At 61.7% G+C, this 16,633-nt stretch carries 12 protein-coding genes; 8 read left to right on the top strand and 4 right to left on the bottom strand.

The genetic code is table 11. The annotated features are described in order from the left end of the window. Nucleotides 1-11 precede the first annotated feature (11 nt). Nucleotides 12-3,137: a transglycosylase domain-containing protein gene (locus tag AC0R79_RS24705; protein ID WP_474731995.1), complete on the bottom strand. Its 3,126-nt coding sequence runs from the start codon at nucleotides 3,135-3,137 to the stop codon at nucleotides 12-14. Between the two features lie 498 nt (nucleotides 3,138-3,635). Here AC0R79_RS24705 and AC0R79_RS24700 point away from each other — a divergent pair, with 498 nt between their 5' ends. Both AC0R79_RS24700 and AC0R79_RS24695 read left to right on the top strand, forming a co-directional pair. Further along, nucleotides 3,636-5,057 (top strand): amino acid permease, encoded by a 1,422-nt coding sequence (locus AC0R79_RS24700; RefSeq protein ID WP_115079077.1) that lies wholly within the window; start codon nucleotides 3,636-3,638, stop codon nucleotides 5,055-5,057. Nucleotides 5,058-5,228: 171 nt separating this feature from the next. Next, nucleotides 5,229-6,734 carry a glucosyltransferase domain-containing protein gene (locus AC0R79_RS24695; RefSeq protein ID WP_474731993.1) on the top strand — a complete coding sequence of 502 codons (1,506 nt, stop codon included), beginning with the start codon at nucleotides 5,229-5,231 and terminating at the stop codon, nucleotides 6,732-6,734. Between the two features lie 11 nt (nucleotides 6,735-6,745). Here the strand turns inward: AC0R79_RS24695 and AC0R79_RS24690 are convergent, their stop codons facing one another. Together AC0R79_RS24690 and AC0R79_RS24685 are read right to left on the bottom strand one after the other, a co-directional pair. Beyond that, a complete protein-coding gene (locus tag AC0R79_RS24690) occupies nucleotides 6,746-8,365 on the bottom strand; it encodes an FMN-binding glutamate synthase family protein (RefSeq protein WP_474731992.1) in 1,620 nt (539 codons plus the stop codon). 36 nt (nucleotides 8,366-8,401) lie between these two features. Then, nucleotides 8,402-9,202 carry a helix-turn-helix transcriptional regulator gene (locus AC0R79_RS24685; protein WP_011335770.1) on the bottom strand — a complete coding sequence of 267 codons (801 nt, stop codon included), beginning with the start codon at nucleotides 9,200-9,202 and terminating at the stop codon, nucleotides 8,402-8,404. A gap of 125 nt (nucleotides 9,203-9,327) precedes the next feature. On the opposite strand from AC0R79_RS24685, the gene AC0R79_RS24680 reads away from it, so the two are divergent. The 5 genes from AC0R79_RS24680 (at nucleotide 9,328) to AC0R79_RS24660 (ending at nucleotide 13,295) form a co-directional block, all read left to right on the top strand. Beyond that, nucleotides 9,328-10,143: a carbon-nitrogen hydrolase family protein gene (locus AC0R79_RS24680; RefSeq protein ID WP_474731990.1), complete on the top strand. Its 816-nt coding sequence runs from the start codon at nucleotides 9,328-9,330 to the stop codon at nucleotides 10,141-10,143. 128 nt (nucleotides 10,144-10,271) lie between these two features. Beyond that, a complete protein-coding gene (locus AC0R79_RS24675; RefSeq protein ID WP_474731988.1) occupies nucleotides 10,272-11,597 on the top strand; it encodes an APC family permease in 1,326 nt (441 codons plus the stop codon). A 78-nt stretch (nucleotides 11,598-11,675) separates the two neighbouring features. Beyond that, nucleotides 11,676-12,101, top strand: coding sequence for an NUDIX hydrolase (locus AC0R79_RS24670; protein WP_375747821.1), 426 nt, complete (start codon nucleotides 11,676-11,678; stop codon nucleotides 12,099-12,101). Nucleotides 12,102-12,124: 23 nt separating this feature from the next. Continuing rightward, entirely contained in the window at nucleotides 12,125-12,763 is a 639-nt protein-coding gene (locus AC0R79_RS24665; protein WP_007953155.1) for a LysE family translocator, read from the top strand. Nucleotide 12,764: 1 nt separating this feature from the next. Beyond that, a complete protein-coding gene (locus tag AC0R79_RS24660) occupies nucleotides 12,765-13,295 on the top strand; it encodes a GNAT family N-acetyltransferase (protein WP_179693877.1) in 531 nt (176 codons plus the stop codon). Here the strand turns inward: AC0R79_RS24660 and metR are convergent. Then, complete coding sequence (gene metR, locus AC0R79_RS24655) at nucleotides 13,279-14,196, bottom strand: transcriptional regulator MetR (RefSeq protein WP_007953158.1); 918 nt, start codon at nucleotides 14,194-14,196, stop codon at nucleotides 13,279-13,281. The two genes, AC0R79_RS24660 and metR, sit on opposite strands and share 17 nt — an antisense overlap. A 111-nt stretch (nucleotides 14,197-14,307) precedes the next feature. Between metR and metE the strand changes: the two genes are divergently transcribed. After that, nucleotides 14,308-16,620, top strand: coding sequence for a 5-methyltetrahydropteroyltriglutamate--homocysteine S-methyltransferase (gene metE, locus AC0R79_RS24650; RefSeq protein ID WP_474731986.1), 2,313 nt, complete (start codon nucleotides 14,308-14,310; stop codon nucleotides 16,618-16,620). Nucleotides 16,621-16,633: the final 13 nt, after the last annotated feature.

Raw genomic sequence — 16,633 nt, 5'->3', positions numbered from 1 at the left:
CCCGGATCAATTCAGTCCGCTGCGGATGCCACCGTCGCCACTTGCGGCGCCAGACACTGCGAATCACTGCCCGGTTGCAGGTACGGCATCAGAATCGGCGCCATGCCCTTGAGCACCTGCACCGGCAGGGCGGAAGTGAACTTGAAGTTCTCCGCCGAGCGCCCCGGCACGAACGCGGTGAGCGTGCCGAAATGGTGGTCGCCGATGTAGAACACGAAAGTCGCCGTGCGGTTGATCGACTTCGAGCTGAGAATCCGTCCGCCGGAGCCGATCGCCTCGATCCGGTTGTCGCCGGTACCGGTCTTGCCGCCCATGGTCAGGGGTGTTCCATCGTTCAATTTGAAACTGCCGGAAACACGTTTGGCCGTCCCCGAGTCCACCACTTGCGACAGCGCTTCGCGCATCGCCGTGGCGACTTCGGACGGCATCACCCGCTTGCCCACGTGAGGGTCATTGACCAGTTTGGTTTCGTAAGGCGTGCCGGCGGCGAAGTGCAGGCCGTCGATGCGCAGGGTCGGCATGCGCACGCCGTCGTTGAGGATGGTGCCGATCAGCTCCGCCAGCGCGGCGGGGCGGTCGCCGGAACTGCCGATGGCGGTGGCCAGCGATGGCACCAGGTGATCGAACGGATAGCCGACTTTCTGCCAGCGCTGATGGATCTCGAGGAATGCCTCGATCTCCAGCATCGTGCGGATCCGGCTGTCGCGGGCGCCTTTGTGCTTGCTCTTGAACAGCCAGCTGTAGACTTCCTGACGCTCGAACTGGCTGGCCTTGACGATGTCCTTGAAGGTCGCGTCGGGGTGGTTGAGCAGGTAGCCGATCATCCACAGGTCCAGCGGGTGAACCTTGGCGATGAAGCCCTGATCCGGCAGATCGTAGGTGCCGGGGCCGTAGGCCAGATAGAGCCGTTCCAGGCGTTCGTCGGTGAGTTTTTCGGTGATTTTTACGCCCTTGAGGTGCGAGCGCACAAAGGTATTGAAGTCTTCCTGACTGGCGTTGGGCAGCAGGTAACGGTGCACGGCGGCCATGCGGATCGGGGTCGGGCGCATGCTGTCGAGGAAGGTGTCGAGCCGGGCCTGGGTGTCCTTGTTCCGGTACTTTTTCCAGAACTTGAGCAGGAACGAAGTGCCTTCGCGGTCGGCGAACGAGGCGAGGTATTCCTGACGTCGCGGGTCACGGTCGTCCTTGAGCAACTCGGCGCTGTTGTTCGGGCCTGAGTAAGTGGTGTAGCGCACCAGATCGCGCATCAGGCGAATGAACGGCAGGTTGATCGACTCGCGCAGGGCATCGCGCAGGGTCGGCAGGCGGCCGTTGTCTTCCTTGCGGAAGTTATGGAACACATGCAGGCCGCCACCGGTGAAAAACGCCTCGCCGGGGCTGGCCGAGTATTTGCGGTCGAGGGCGGCGGAGAGCATTTTCGACAGGTCGTGATCCTTGTTCTGGATCAGGTAATCGATCACCCACTGGCTCAGACGATCCTGATCCGGCACCTCGACTTTCTTCAGTTCCGGCACGGTCATGGCGCCGTACTTGTCATGCAGCTCCGCGATGATTTGCAGGTAGGTGGTCAGCACCCGCATCTTCGCCGTGGAGCCCAGTTCCAGCTTGCTGCCTTCGTTGATGTCGAATGGCTGGTCGGTGCTGTCGGTCTGCACCCGCACGCGCGAACCGTCCGGGGTCAGCTCGAACAAGGTGAAGCTGTAGCGCACCTGAGTGGTGCTGGTGGGCGTCAGCAGGCGTTCGCCCATCAGGCCGACTTCGGTCGCGTAGGCCGGGTCGGCCAGTTTTTTCAGGTAGGCGGTGGCCTGGGTTTGCAGCTCGCCTTGCAGGGTGCTGGTGGCGGACAGATCGAGTCGGTCGAGGTCGTACAGCGGACGGTTGAGCATCGACGCCAACCGGCTGCGGGCGACACTGATGCCTTTGTTGGTTTCGATCGGCTGAATCGTCGGCTGGGTCTGCCAGTCGCGATAGCTGATGGTGCTGGCCAGCGCGGCATCGGCCAGGGCGGCGTCGATCACGCCGTTCTGCTTGAGCAGGCGCAAGTGACTGTTGGTCAGTTCGACCAGCTCTTCGCGACCCTTGGTCAGGTAATGCGAAGGACGGCGCTGGGCGATCATCAACGAGAGCATTTCGCGCAGGGCCAGGCCCTTGTCCGCCATGGTCTTCGGATCGGTTTCGGTACTCGCGAGTTTGCGGTTGGCCTCGTTGAAATCGGCGCCATACCAGACCCGCAGGCCCTCGGCCATGCCGTGCACTTCGCCATGCCCCGGCACCGCCGATAGCGGCACGCTGTTGAGATAGTCACGAATGATGTTCTGCCGCGCCGGCAAGGTGTCCGGGCCGCCCTGATAGGCGCGCACGCTGGCGGAAATCATCTGGCGGATCTTCTCCGCGCCGGACACCGTCAGCCCGTCGGGCGAGTGGCGGTATTTCTCAAGCTGGGTGGCCAGGGTACTGCCGCCGGCTGACTGCCCCGGCAAGTGCAGCAGCTTGGCGACCTGCGACCACGCGGCCATGCCGAAGCGGGGCCAGTCCACCGCCGGGTTGGCCATCGGTTGCTTGGGGTCTAGCAGAAAGCGGTTTTCGATGAACAGCAGGCTGTTGACCACCACCGGTGGGATCGAGTCGAAACTCGCGTACAGCTGCTGCGGATAGTTGTACTGATACAGCGGCGCGGCGCGGCAATCGGTGATCGACAGCCCGGCCTGGATCTTTTCGGAGTAGGGCACGAACAGGCCCTTGTCGGTGTAGTTGAGCAGCGCCGGGGAGAAGCGCGTCTGCTCGGTGATCACGTAGTTGCGCTTGATCAGCCGGGGCAGGAACTCGTCCAGCGAGCTGTAACCCAGACGCAGATCGAATGGCCCGTTGCCCGGATAGCGGATCGCTTCACTGGGTCCCGGTTGCAACTCGTACTTGAGCTTGGCGGCGTACTGGCTGACCTCCCGGGACTGAAAACGCGAGGTGCGCATTTCCTTCATCGCAGCCAGGCCCACGACAATCGCAATGATCACCAACAGGAGCCAGAAAGCCTTCCACCCATGCCGGTTACGACGGGGTTTTTCAGGTACAGGCGCTTCATCCACACGTTCAGTCGGAACCACTTTTTCACTCGAATCGGTTTGCCACAAAGCGCCCATAGTCGATTGATCCATTCACGCAGATTGATCGGACTTGACTGAAGCTTAGTCGGTGGTTGGCGCGGGTGAAAAAATTGTGAAGGCGGGACCCTGAACAAATCTGCAAATCTGGCTGCTGCCTTCCTGCAAGTGATCGAAAGCCTGAAAAGGCCGGAACAGAGAGGTCTTCAGGCCGCTGCGACTTTGGTCGCGGCATGACGTTGCACCATTGCTGTGCAATACTCGGCGCCCATTTGCGCGGTGAATAATCCTCGAAATGCAGGATGTTTTGTCTCGTAAACCTTGTATTTGGCGAGGTTTACGTCTGAATCAGATGCCTTATAGAGTGAAAAAACCTGTCGCAAGCTTTTTATACTGCATGCCCCGCTGATCCCGCAGGTTGCTTCTGCGGGACGATCCTGCCCACGAAGCAGGGCCGGTTTTACCCAGGCGCAGGCTTATCGGCCGACGCTTGAACACTCGGTGGTCACATCCAATAACAAGACGAGGAAGTCCCCCATGCCAGTCGGCAATCACCCGCCCCATGGCGAAACCGCTCAAGGCGGCCCGCTCAAACGCGAACTCGGTGAACGGCATATTCGCCTGATGGCGCTCGGCGCCTGCATCGGTGTCGGTCTGTTTCTCGGTTCGGCCAAGGCCATCGAAATGGCCGGTCCGGCGATCATGCTGTCTTACATCATCGGCGGTCTGGCGATCCTGGTGATCATGCGCGCCCTCGGCGAGATGGCCGTACACAACCCGGTCGCCGGCTCCTTCAGCCGTTACGCACAGGATTACCTCGGCCCGCTGGCGGGCTTTCTGACCGGCTGGAACTACTGGTTCCTGTGGCTGGTGACCTGCGTCGCCGAAATCACGGCGGTGGCGGTGTACATGGGCATCTGGTTCCCCGATGTCCCGCGCTGGATCTGGGCGCTGGCGGCGCTGGTCAGCATGGGCTCGATCAACCTGATCGCGGTGAAGGCGTTCGGTGAATTCGAGTTCTGGTTCGCCCTGATCAAGATCGTCACCATCATCGCCATGGTGCTCGGCGGCATCGGCATCATCGCCTTCGGTTTCGGCAACGACGGTGTGGCACTGGGGATTTCCAACCTGTGGGCCCACGGCGGCTTCATGCCCAACGGTGTGACGGGCGTGCTCATGTCCCTGCAAATGGTGATGTTCGCCTACCTCGGCGTGGAAATGATCGGCCTGACCGCCGGTGAAGCGAAGAACCCGCAGAAGACCATCCCGAATGCGATCGGCTCGGTGTTCTGGCGGATCCTGCTGTTTTACGTCGGCGCGCTGTTCGTGATCCTGTCGATCTACCCGTGGAATGAAATCGGCACCCAGGGCAGCCCGTTCGTGATGACCTTCGAACGTCTGGGCATCAAGACCGCCGCCGGCATCATCAACTTCGTGGTGATCACCGCGGCGCTGTCGTCGTGCAACGGTGGCATCTTCAGCACCGGGCGCATGCTTTACAGCCTGGCGCAGAACGGCCAGGCGCCGGCCGGTTTTGCTCGCACTTCGAGCAACGGCGTACCGCGTCGCGCATTGCTGCTGTCGATCTTCGCGCTGCTGCTGGGCGTGCTGCTCAACTATCTGGTGCCGGAAAAAGTCTTCGTCTGGGTGACTTCGATTGCCACCTTCGGTGCGATCTGGACCTGGGTGATGATCCTGCTGGCCCAGCTGAAATTCCGCAAAGGCCTGAGCGCCAGCGAACGGGCCGGCCTGAAGTACAAGATGTGGCTGTTCCCGGTCAGCTCGTATCTGGCGCTGGCGTTCCTGGTGCTGGTAGTCGGCCTGATGGCGTACTTCCCGGACACTCGCGTGGCACTTTATGTAGGCCCGGCGTTCCTGGTGCTGCTGACCGTGTTGTTCTACGTGTTCAAGCTGCAACCAAGCGATGCGTCCCAGGGCGCGGTGCGTTCGGCTTCGTAATTCGTTGTTCCTGAAACTCGAAAGCCCCGGTCGAAAGTCCGGGGCTTTTTCGTGGGTGCGAGGTTGATGCCGCTGGTCTGAAAGCGCCGCAAAAAACGACTTCTGATTCAGAGTCATGTTCGAAGGTTTATCTACGTTGTTTCCAGCGCAGCCGTGAACAGAGGCGCAGGTATGAGGATGAGCGATTTTCTCGTAAGAGAACTCGGCCGCCGTCAGGTCGTGCTGTTCTTCCTGCTCGCCACGCTGCTGTATATCTTGCCGCTGATCCTCGCCGACTTCCCCTACATCGACGACAACTGGCGCACGCTGGCCGCCGGCAACGCCTGGGCCGGGCAGGGGCGATTGTTCATGGACTGGCTGTATCAGGCGCTGACCTTCACCGGCGCTGCGCCGAATATTTTCCCACTGCCGCTGTTACTCGCCACGGTGGCCATGTCGTTCGCGTTGACCCGGCTGACCTTCCACTATTTTCCCGAACCGACGCTGGCCTGTTGTCTGGTGGTGTTGCCGCTCTGGTACAACCCGTTTCTGCTGCAGAACCTGTCCTATCAATACGACGGGGCCGGCATGGCGCTGAGTCTGGTCGCGGTGATTTACGCGATCACTTTTTGCGGCGCTTCACGCATTCAGCGATGGCTGGTGCCGTCGGTGTTGCTGGCGCTGGCGATCGGGCTGTATCAGATCAGTCTCAATGTGTTTCTCGGGCTGTGTTGCCTTGAATTGCTCAGGAATGTTCACGGGCGAATGCCGTGGTCAGCGCTCTGGTGCCAGTCAGGCTGGCGGCTGGCGCAACTGCTGCTGGCGGTGCTGATTTACAGCGTCACGGCCTATCCGTTCACGGACCACGGGCGCACGCAATTGCTGAAGGCGAGCGCTGATCCGTTGCTGCAGATCGGCATCAATATCGGTCGGGTGATGGAGAAGGTTGCGCTGCTGTTTCACGGCGGCTACACGGTGGTTTTTATTGTTTTGGTGCTGTGCGCCGTGTTCGGCGCCGTGCAATTGGGGCGGCAGATTCGCGAGCGCAAAATGTCCCGCGCCAAGGGTTTGTTCCTGAGCTTCAGCTGCCTGCTGGCATTGCCGCTGATTGTGCTGCTGGTGCCGGGCATGACGCTGCTGTTTCGCGATTTCAACGAAGGCGCGCGCACCCTGATGGGGTTCGGCGTGCTGCTGATGTTGCTGTTCTATCTGGCCTGGTTGGGGTTGATGCCGCTGCATCAACGGTTGCCTTTGGTGTTGGCGATTCCGCTTCTGGCCACGCTGTCGCTGTCCTTCGCTTATGGCCGGGTGCTGATGATGGAGAAAACCTTCGCCAGCAGTGCGCTCTACAGCCTGAACCACGACATCTCGTCCCATCGCGAACTGCGCGAAGCCAAACGGATTTATATCTCGGTGACGTACTCCGACCGCTGGCTGGCGGGGGCGGTGGGTACGTTCAAGCAGTTGCCGGTGCTGCACTATCTACTCAGCATCGATTACTTCATGCTCGCCGAAAATCTGCCCTCGGCCGGCATCACCAACGTGGTCGCCGAGCGCGAACGGCGCAACGCGACCCACGTCGGTCTGATGGGCTATCCACCCTTGGTGGACAGCCTCTATTACCGCCTCTACCTGATTGGCGACTACGGCTTCATCGTGATGAAGGAACCGCCCCACGGTCGCTTGCTGCAATGGTGACCGTTCAGAGTCTAGGCCGCCGCGATTTCCTGCGGTTCGAAACTGTCCGCCCGCGCCATCTGCCACATCCGCGAATAGAACTCGCCGTTCACTTCCCCGGTGAGCAATTCCCCTGGCTTCAGGAACACGTGCAGCTGCGAGAACAGTTTGATTTCGGTGGCCGACATGCGCCGCACCAGATGCTTGGCCGACAGTTGCGACGGGTGATCGAGGCCGGCGGCGGCGAGCATTTCCGCCAGGGCCTTGAGCGTATTGCGGTGGAAGTTGTAGACCCGCTGGGCCTTGTCCGGCACCACCAGCGCGCGCTGGCGCAGGGTGTCCTGGGTGGCGACGCCGGTCGGGCATTTGTTGGTGTGGCAGCTTTGCGACTGGATGCAGCCGATGGCGAACATGAAGCCGCGCGCCGAGTTGGCCCAGTCGGCGCCGATGGCCAGCACGCTGGCGATATCGAAGGCGCTGACGATCTTGCCGCTGGCGCCGAGCTTGATCTTGTCCCGCAGATTCAGACCCACCAGCGTGTTGTGCACGAACAGCAGGCCTTCGCGCATCGGCACGCCGATGTGGTCGGTGAACTCCACCGGCGCGGCGCCGGTCCCGCCTTCCTTGCCGTCGACCACGATGAAGTCCGGCAGGATGCCGGTTTCCAGCATAGCCTTGGCGATGCCCATGAACTCCCACGGATGGCCGAGGCAGAACTTGAAGCCCACCGGTTTGCCGCCGGACAGTTCACGCAGTTGCTGGATGAAATGCATCATCTCGATCGGCGTGGAGAACGCGCTGTGGCGCGACGGCGAGATGCAGTCTTCGCCCATCAGGATGCCGCGGGTGTCGGCGATTTCCTGGGTCACCTTGTGCTTGGGCAGAATCCCGCCGTGGCCGGGTTTGGCGCCCTGGCTCATCTTGATTTCGATCATCCGTACTTGCGGAGTCTGCGCCTGGGCGGCGAAGCGTTCCGGGTCGAAGCGGCCGTCGCTGGTGCGGCAGCCGAAATAGCCGCTGCCCAGTTCCCAGGTCAGGTCGCCGCCGTGTTCGCGGTGATAGGGGCTGATGCTGCCTTCGCCGGTGTCGTGGGCGAAGTTGCCGAGTTTCGCACCCTGGTTCAGCGCGCGGATCGCGTTGGCGCTGAGCGAGCCAAAGCTCATGGCCGAGATGTTGAACACCGACGCCGAATACGGCTGGGTGCACTGCGGGCCACCGACGGTGACACGAAAACTGCTCGGGTCGCTCAACGGCGCCGGGCGCATCGAGTGGCCGATGAATTCGAAACCGGATTGATAGACGTCGATCAGGGTACCGAACGGCTTGTCGGCGGTTTCATTCTTGGCCCGCGAGTACACCAGCGAGCGCTGGGCGCGGGAGAAGGGCAGGGCGTCGCTGTCGGATTCCAGCAGGTACTGGCGGATCTCCGGGCGGATGCCCTCGACCAGATAACGGATGTTGCCCAGGATCGGATAATTGCGGCGCACCGCGTGCGGGCTCTGCATCAGGTCGAACAGACCGATCAGGCTCAGGATCCCGGTAACGGCGGTGATCGGCCACAGCCAGTCATGTTCGAGAAAGGGCAGGCTGGCGAGGGTGAAAATCACGCAGACGGCAAAGAAGGCGTAGCGGCTCAGGAGTGACAGGCTCATACGGTTTCCTTGGTTCGGACGGTTTTTTTGCGACAGTCAGGCGTTCTGCGCCTGCAAAAAGATCGAAAACAGCTCCGACTGGGATTTGATCCCCAGCTTGCTGTACATGTGTTTCTTATGGACTTTCACGGTTTCAACAGAGATTTCCAGCTTACGGGCGATTTCTTTACTGGAGCAACCGCTGAGCATCAGGCGCCCGACGTCCAGTTCCCGGGCGGTCAGTTGCGCGCCCTTGAGTTGCTGCACCGACGCTTCGAGCTGCACCCGCCAGTCCGGTTGCGCAGGCGCCGGGGCCAAGGCCACGGTTTCGTTGATTTCATAGGGCAGGCGCTGACGCAACAGGCCGAGCACCCACGGCTGGATCAGCGACAGCAGGGCAATCTGCTCGCCGGTGAAGCGTTGCTGGCTGCCCAGCGACAGGCACAACGTGCGGTCGCCTTCGAGCTGGCAATTGAACTGGATTTCGTCGGCCACCACATTCAGACGAAAGTATCGCTGGTAATACTCGGTCAGTTCGAAGTGCTCCGGCGCGACCTCCGACAGGCGATACAAACCGGTGCGCGACTGCTCGCGGCAGGCGATGTAGAACGGGTCGAGCAGGTACAGACCGCGCAGGTAGTCCTGAAACAGTTGATCGGGACTGCCATCGGCGCCGGGGCATTCGGCGAACACCTGCGGGTGGCGGTCGGCGCTGAACAGCAGCGCCACCCAGCTATCGAACGGCACGTACTGGTCAAGCAGGCGCACCAGTTGCGCCCAGAAATTCGGCTTGTCGAGGGCGTCGATCAACTGCCCGACGGCGCGGTGCCAGGTGATGTCGTCAAACGAAAGAGTCATGCCTCTACCCCTATCGGGTTACCCCGGCCGCGTAATTCCCTGGCCGGTCGAATGCGAAGCATACTGGCCCACAGACAGCCGCCGGGCAATCTTTCGGCGCCCGGCGCTCATAACAAGGACTACCCATGAAAGTCGAACTCGCCCAACTGGCGGGCCGTGACAAAGACACGGCGTACAACCTCGAACGCGCCCTCGCGGCGATTGCGGCCTGCGCCGTCGACACGCAATTGATCGTGTTCCCCGAGACCCACCTGATGGGCTTCCCGACTTCTGACACCGTGGCGCAGATCGCCGAGCCGGTAGACGGCCCTACCGTCAGCGCCGTGCAGGCCGCCGCCCGCGAGCGCAACCTCGCCGTGGTGATCGGCATGGCCGAGAACGACAACGGCCGCTTCTACAACACCACGCTGCTGATTACCCCCGAAGGCATCGCCCTGAAATACCGCAAGACCCACCTCTGGGCGTCGGATCGCGGTGTGTTCGAGGCCGGCGACCGTTACGCCACGTGTCTGTGGAACGGCGTGCGGGTCGGTCTGCTGATCTGCTACGACATCGAGTTCCCGGAATCGGCCCGGGCCCTGGCGCAACTGGGCGCCGAATTGCTGATCGTGACCAACGGCAACATGGACCCGTACGGCCCGACTCATCGCACCGCGATCATGGCCCGGGCTCAGGAAAACCAGGCGTTTGCGCTGATGGTCAACCGTGTGAAAGCCGGGGATGACGGGTTGATGTTCGCCGGCGGCAGTGCGCTGGTGGATCCGCTGGGCACGGTGCTGTTCGAGGCCGGGCGAGAGGAAGGGCGGTTCAGTGTCGAGCTGGATTTCGGCCAGCTAGAGCTGGCGCGTAAGGATTATCGGTATCTGGATGATCAGCGGTTGAGGTTGCCGGGGGAGGTGGTTGAACACGCTTCTGGAGTACGCGAGCTGCTGATTCCTTGACCCGTTGTACCCGATCGTTCCCACGCGGACGGTTCGACGCCTCGACGTGGGAACGATCAGCAACACCCGAAACATTCGCCGAACTCGGCCTCTGCCATAAATCCAATAAAATCCGGAGTAAGTCGCCCATGGCTCGTTTGCAACGCACCCTTTCGCTAGGGTCGGTGGTGCTGTTCGGCATCGCCTACATGACGCCGATCATTGTCCTCGGCACGTTCGGCATCCTCGCCCAGTCCACCGCCGGCATGGTGCCCGCCGCGTATCTGGCGGCATTGGTGGCGATGTTCTTCACCGCCATGAGTTACGGGCGCATGGCCGCCGCGTTCCCGGTGGCCGGCTCGGCCTACAGCTACGTGCGCAAGGCCATCAGCCCGAAACTTGGCTTCATCGCCGGTTGGGCGGTGCTGCTCGATTATCTGTTTCTGCCGATGGCGATCTGGCTGATCGGCGCCGCCTATCTGGCTTCGGCCTTCCCGTCGATCCCGCAGTGGATCTGGGTACTGGCGTTCATCGGCATCACCAGCGCGATCAACATCATCGGTCTGAAACTGGCCAACGGCATCAACGCCTTGCTGATGCTGGTGCAGTTTCTGGTGCTGGTCGCCTTCGTCGCACTGTGCGTGCACTACGTCGGTGGTGATGCCAGCACGCCGTTGTGGTCGATCAAACCGTTCTTCAACGGCGACATGCAGATGCCGCTGATCATGAGCGGCGCCGCGATTGCCTGCTACTCGTTCCTCGGTTTCGATGCGGTCAGCACCCTCACCGAAGAAACCCGGGATCCACGTCGCACCATCCCTCGGGCAATCATGCTGATCACCCTGATCGGCGGGCTGATTTTTGTCGGTGTGTCGTACTTCGTGCAGATCGCTCATCCGTCGTTCCAGTTCGACAGCGTCGACTCGGCGGCCTACGAAATTGCGCGCAACATCGGCGGCGACCTGTTCGTGTCGATCTTCCTGATCGGCCTGATCGTCGGTCAGTTCGCCTCGGGTCTGTCCGCCCAGGCCAGTGGTTCGCGGCTGTTGTTTGCGATGGGCCGTGACGGAGTGCTGCCCAAGTCGTTTTTCGGCACCTTGCACGAGCGCTTCGGTACGCCGGTCAACAGCATTCTGCTGTGTGCGGTGGTGGCTTTGCTGGCGCTGAAACTCGACGTGACCACCTCGACCTCGTTCATCAACTTCGGCGCATTCCTGGCGTTCAGTCTGGTCAATCTGTCGGTGATTTTTCACTACTGGATCGGCGGCGAGAAAAAAGGCCTGCGCGAGTTGGTCCTGTTCCTGATCTTTCCGTTCATCGGCCTGGCAGCGGACTTGTGGCTGATGGTCAGCCTCGATCACCTGGCGGTGTATCTGGGCCTGAGCTGGCTGGCGATTGGCGTGGTGTACCTGGCGGTGCTCACGGGTGGTTTCCGCCGGCAGCCGCCGGAGATGGATTTCCAGGAAGCGACCTGAGGTTCCGGCGCCGAGTCTTTGCTCATGAACGGCAGGCGTGTGATGCTTGCCGTTTTTTGAGTCAAAGGCTTTCCGTTCATGTCGACCGCAAATAACTCCACGATCCGCATCGCCGCGGCGCTGTTGCTCAACCCCGACGGCCAGACCCTGCTGGTGCGCAAGCGCGGCACTACGGCGTTCATGCAACCGGGCGGCAAGATCGAACCTCATGAACTGCCGGTGCATGCATTGGCCCGTGAGCTGGAAGAAGAGCTGGGGCTGGTGATCGATCCGGCGCAGGCGAGCTTTCTCGGCCAGTTCTCGGCACCCGCCGCCAACGAGCCGGGATTCGTCGTGCAGGCCGAGATCTTTCAGCTGACCATCGACGCCAAAGTGTCTCCGGCCGCCGAGATCGAAGAGGTGATCTGGATCGACCCGGCTACTGACGGCGATGTGGTTCTCGCCCCATTGACACGTGACCTGATCCTGCCGTTTTATCGAGCCTCGCTGACCGCGATCGCCTGATCATTCGTACAAAGGACTTCGTCATGATCCCGCTTCCAGACCTGCTGATTTTTGCCGCCGCTGCACTGCTGATGGTACTGACGCCGGGGCCGAACATGATCTACCTGATCTCGCGGTCGATCTGCCAGGGACGCCGCGCCGGGGTGACCTCGCTGCTCGGCGTGGTGGCGGGGTTCTTCGTGCACCTGTTCGCGGCGGCCGCCGGTTTGACCGCGGTGTTTCTCGCGGTGCCGATGGCCTATGAAGTGTTGAAGTGGGCCGGTGCGCTGTACCTGCTCTGGCTGGCCTGGCAGGCGGTGAAACCCGGCGCCCGTTCGCCGTTCGAGGCGCAGCAATTACCGGCGGATTCCTCGCGCAAACTGGTCACTATGGGTTTCCTGACCAGCGCGCTGAACCCGAAAATCGCGGTGTTTTACCTCTCGGTATTTCCGCAATTCATTTCGCCAGAGCACGGCTCGGTGTTCACCCAGAGCATCATCCTGGGCCTGACCCAGATCAGCGTCAGCTTCTGCGTCAACCTGTTGATCGCGCTGTTCGCCGCTGGCATCGCGTCGTGGTTCGTCAACAACCCGACCTGGCTGGCGGCGCAGCGTTATTTCATGGGGTTTGTGCTGGGCGGCCTGGCCGTGCGGCTGATGCTTGAACAGCGCAAGGCCGCCTGACATGTGGATCGAACGGCTGGACGCCAGCCATGCGCTGGCCTATCGCGAACTGATGCTGGAAGCCTATGACCGGCATCCGCAGGCGTTCACTTCCAGTGTGCGCGAGCGCGCGGTGATGCCGCTGAGCTGGTGGGAGTCACGCCTGACCAGCAAGCTCGACGCGGTGTTCGGCGCGTTCGAAGACGGCCGTTTGGCGGGCATCGTCGGTCTGGCGTTCGAGCCTCGGGAAAAGGCCCGGCACAAGGCAACGGTATTCGGTATGTATGTGTCGGCGGAGTTTCGTCAGCGCGGGCTGGGGCTGAAATTGATGGAGGCGGTGCTGGGTGAAGCGCAGCAGCATCCGGCGCTGAAAGTCATTCAATTGACCGTCACCGCCGGCAATGACGCGGCGTTTCATCTGTACCAGCGCTGCGGCTTCATTCAGTTCGGCCTGGAGCCGATGGCGGTGCGGGTCGGCGAGGACTACTTCGACAAGATCCACATGTGGTGCGCGCCTTTCGTGCCAACCGCCAGCCTCAACGAACCGCGCTGACCCCATCCAGCGTCGAGAACGAAGTGTCCTTGGCCGTTAGCAGGAAATCGCGCATGTACGGCGCGTCCAGCATGTCGGCGCGGATTGCCGCGTACAGCGTCGCAAACAGACCTTTCTCGCCCAGCCGCTTGCCCTTCACGTAGCCCCGCGAGCTGTATTCATGCAGCGCCCAGTGCGGCATGCCGCACACGCCACGACCGCTGGCCACCAGCTGCATCATCATCACCGTCAGCTCTGAGGTGCGTACCTGCGCCGGTTCGATGTCGGCCGGTTCGAGGAAGCGGGTGAAGATGTCCAGCCGATCGCGTTCGACCGGGTAGGTGATCAGGGTTTCGGTCAGCAGGTCTTCGGGAACGATGTACGGTTTGCTTGCCAGTGCGTGCTGATTGGCGACCGCGAGCATGGCTTCGTAGGTGAACAGCGGCACGTAGGTGATGCCGGCGATTTCCAGCGGGTCGGACGTCACCACCAGATCCAGATCACCCCGGGCCAGCGCCGGCAGCGGGGCAAACGAGAAACCCGAAGCCAGGTCGAGTTCGACTTCCGGCCAGGCATCGCGGAATTGGTCGATGGTCGGCATCAGCCACTGGAAGCAGCTGTGGCATTCGATGGCCATGTGCAGACGCCCGGCGGTGCCACCGGCCAGACGCCCGATATCACGCTCGGCGGCGCGCAGCAGCGGCAGGGTCGCGTCGGCCAGTTGCAGCAGGCGCAGGCCGGCGCTGGTGAAGCGCACCGGTTTGGTCTTGCGCACGAACAACGGCATGCCCATGCGCTCTTCCAGTTCCTTGAACTGGTGGGACAGCGCCGACTGGGTCAGGTGCAGGCGGTCGGCCGCATCGACCAGGCTGTCGGCTTCGCGCAGGGCATGCAGGGTTTTCAGGTGACGGATTTCAAGCACCGCAGGCTCCATGAGGAAAATTTGTGATCAACACGAAAAGGTTGAGTTTGTCTCATGTTGCCCTGGCTGTCGACAATGGCGCCATCTTTTACGCAATGGAGAACACTCGACATGGCCGTGGCACACACCCTGGGTTTCCCGCGCATCGGCGCCGACCGCGAACTGAAAAAAGCCCTTGAAGCCTGTTGGAAAGGCGATCTCGATCAGGCCGCCCTGAATCAGGTTGGCCGTGAGCTGCGCGCCAAACATTGGCAACTGCAGAAGGACGCCGGCATCGATCTGCTGCCGGTCGGCGACTTCGCCTGGTACGACCAGGTGCTGACCCACTCGCTGACCTTCGGTGTGATCCCCGAGCGCTTCGACGGTGTGCGTGACGAACGCGGTCTGCCAACCCTCGACACGCTGTTCGCCATGGCCCGTGGCGCCACGTCGTCCTGCTGCGGCGGTGAGCACGGCAAGACTCAATACGCGCAAGAGCTGACCAAGTGGTTCGACACCAACTACCACTACCTGGTCCCGGAATTCAGCGCAGACCAGCAATTCAAGCTGAGCTGGGAACAACTGTTCGACGAAGTCGAAGAAGCCAAGGCCCTCGGTCACAACGTCAAACCGGTGATCATCGGCCCGCTGACTTACCTGTGGCTGGGCAAGGCGAAAGGCAACGACTTCGACAAGCTCGATCTGCTTGAGCGCCTGCTGCCGGTGTACAACGAAATCCTTGGTCGCCTCGCCGAACAAGGCGTGGAGTGGGTGCAGATCGATGAGCCGATCCTCACCCTCGACCTGCCGCAAACCTGGAAAAGCGCCTTCGAACGCGCCTATCACATCCTTCAGTACTCGCCGCTGAAGAAACTGGTGGCGACCTATTTCAGCGGCCTGCAAGACAACCTCGGTCTGGCCGTCGGCCTGCCGGTACAAGGCCTGCACATCGATGCGGTGCGTGCGCCCGATCAGCTCGGTCAGGTGCTTGATCGCCTGCCGACCTACAAGATTCTTTCGGTGGGCCTGGTCAACGGGCGCAACGTCTGGCGCTGCGAACTGGAGCAGGCGCTGGCGCAACTGCAACCGGCGCAGGAGCGCTTTGGCGATAACCTTTGGGTCAGCAGTTCCTGCTCGCTGCTGCACAGTCCGGTGGATGTCGAGCGTGAAGACAAGCTCGATCCGGAACTGAAAAGCTGGCTGGCATTCGCCGTGCAGAAGTGCAGCGAAATCTCTGTACTGCGTGATGCGCTGAACGATCCGCAAGCGCCAAAAGTGCAAAGCGCACTGGCCGAAAGCCGCGCGATTCAAGAGAGCCGCACTCGGTCGCCACGCATTCACAAAGCCGAGGTGCAGGCGCGGATCGAAGCGATCAACGCCAGCGACAGCCAGCGCCATTCGCCGTTCGCCAAACGCATCGCCGCACAGCAGGCGCGTTTGAAATTGCCGACGTTCCCGACCACCACCATCGGTTCGTTCCCGCAGACCGGCTCGATCCGTCTGGCCCGTCAGGCGTTCAAGCAGGGCAAGCTGTCGGCCAACGATTACCACGACGCCATGCGCAGCGAAATCCGCCACGCGGTGCAAGTGCAGGAGCGTCTGGGCCTTGATGTATTGGTGCACGGTGAAGCCGAGCGCAATGACATGGTCGAGTACTTCGCCGAACAGCTCGACGGTTATCTGTTTACCCGTTTCGGCTGGGTGCAGAGCTACGGCTCCCGCTGCGTGAAACCGGCGGTGATTTATGGCGATCTGTCCCGTCCGAACGCCATGACCGTGGACTGGATCACCTACGCCCAGAGCCTGACCGACAAGGTCATGAAAGGCATGCTGACCGGTCCGGTGACCATGCTGATGTGGTCGTTCCCCCGTGAAGACGTGTCGCGCAAAGTCCAGGCGCAACAACTGGCGCTGGCCCTGCGTGACGAAGTGGTGGATCTGGAAAACGCCGGAATCAAGATCGTGCAGATCGACGAGGCGGCGTTCCGCGAAGGCCTGCCATTGCGCCGTGAACAATGGCAGGAATACCTCGACTGGGCGGTGGAAGCGTTCCGCCTGACAGCCTCGGGCGTGAAGGATGAAACCCAGATCCACACCCACATGTGCTACAGCGAATTCAATGACGTGATCAAGGCGATCGCCGACATGGACGCCGACGTCATCACCATCGAAACCTCGCGCTCGGACATGGAATTGCTCGAAGCCTTCGAAGCGTTCGACTACCCGAACGATATCGGCCCGGGCGTCTACGACATCCACTCGCCGCGCGTGCCGGACACCGCCGAGATGGTGAAACTGATGAGCAAAGCCGTGAAGCGCATCCCGGCGCAGCGCCTGTGGGTCAATCCCGATTGCGGCCTGAAGACCCGAGCGTGGCCGGAGACCGAGGCGGCGCTGGTGAACATGGTGGCGGCGGCGCGGCAGTTGCGCAGTCAGTTGGCGTAACGCGTCGGGCGCG

It is taken from the genome of Pseudomonas sp. HD57-3 (genome assembly GCF_056113135.1).
The sequence above is the reverse complement of the archived record's forward strand: the minus strand, read 5'-3'. Positions and strand labels throughout refer to the sequence as shown.

What these genes read in the sequence shown, in the direction of transcription:
- AC0R79_RS24690 (WP_474731992.1), bottom strand. Translation starts at nt 8,365, where the DNA reads ATGAGCCTGTCACTCCTGAGCCGCTACGCCTTCTTTGCCGTCTGCGTG.
- AC0R79_RS24680 (WP_474731990.1), top strand. Translation starts at nt 9,328, where the DNA reads ATGAAAGTCGAACTCGCCCAACTGGCGGGCCGTGACAAAGACACGGCG.
- AC0R79_RS24685 (WP_011335770.1), bottom strand. Translation starts at nt 9,202, where the DNA reads ATGACTCTTTCGTTTGACGACATCACCTGGCACCGCGCCGTCGGGCAG.
- AC0R79_RS24700 (WP_115079077.1), top strand. Translation starts at nt 3,636, where the DNA reads ATGCCAGTCGGCAATCACCCGCCCCATGGCGAAACCGCTCAAGGCGGC.
- AC0R79_RS24675 (WP_474731988.1), top strand. Translation starts at nt 10,272, where the DNA reads ATGGCTCGTTTGCAACGCACCCTTTCGCTAGGGTCGGTGGTGCTGTTC.
- AC0R79_RS24670 (WP_375747821.1), top strand. Translation starts at nt 11,676, where the DNA reads ATGTCGACCGCAAATAACTCCACGATCCGCATCGCCGCGGCGCTGTTG.
- metE (WP_474731986.1), top strand. Translation starts at nt 14,308, where the DNA reads ATGGCCGTGGCACACACCCTGGGTTTCCCGCGCATCGGCGCCGACCGC.
- AC0R79_RS24665 (WP_007953155.1), top strand. Translation starts at nt 12,125, where the DNA reads ATGATCCCGCTTCCAGACCTGCTGATTTTTGCCGCCGCTGCACTGCTG.
- AC0R79_RS24660 (WP_179693877.1), top strand. Translation starts at nt 12,765, where the DNA reads ATGTGGATCGAACGGCTGGACGCCAGCCATGCGCTGGCCTATCGCGAA.
- AC0R79_RS24695 (WP_474731993.1), top strand. Translation starts at nt 5,229, where the DNA reads ATGAGGATGAGCGATTTTCTCGTAAGAGAACTCGGCCGCCGTCAGGTC.
- AC0R79_RS24705 (WP_474731995.1), bottom strand. Translation starts at nt 3,137, where the DNA reads ATGGGCGCTTTGTGGCAAACCGATTCGAGTGAAAAAGTGGTTCCGACT.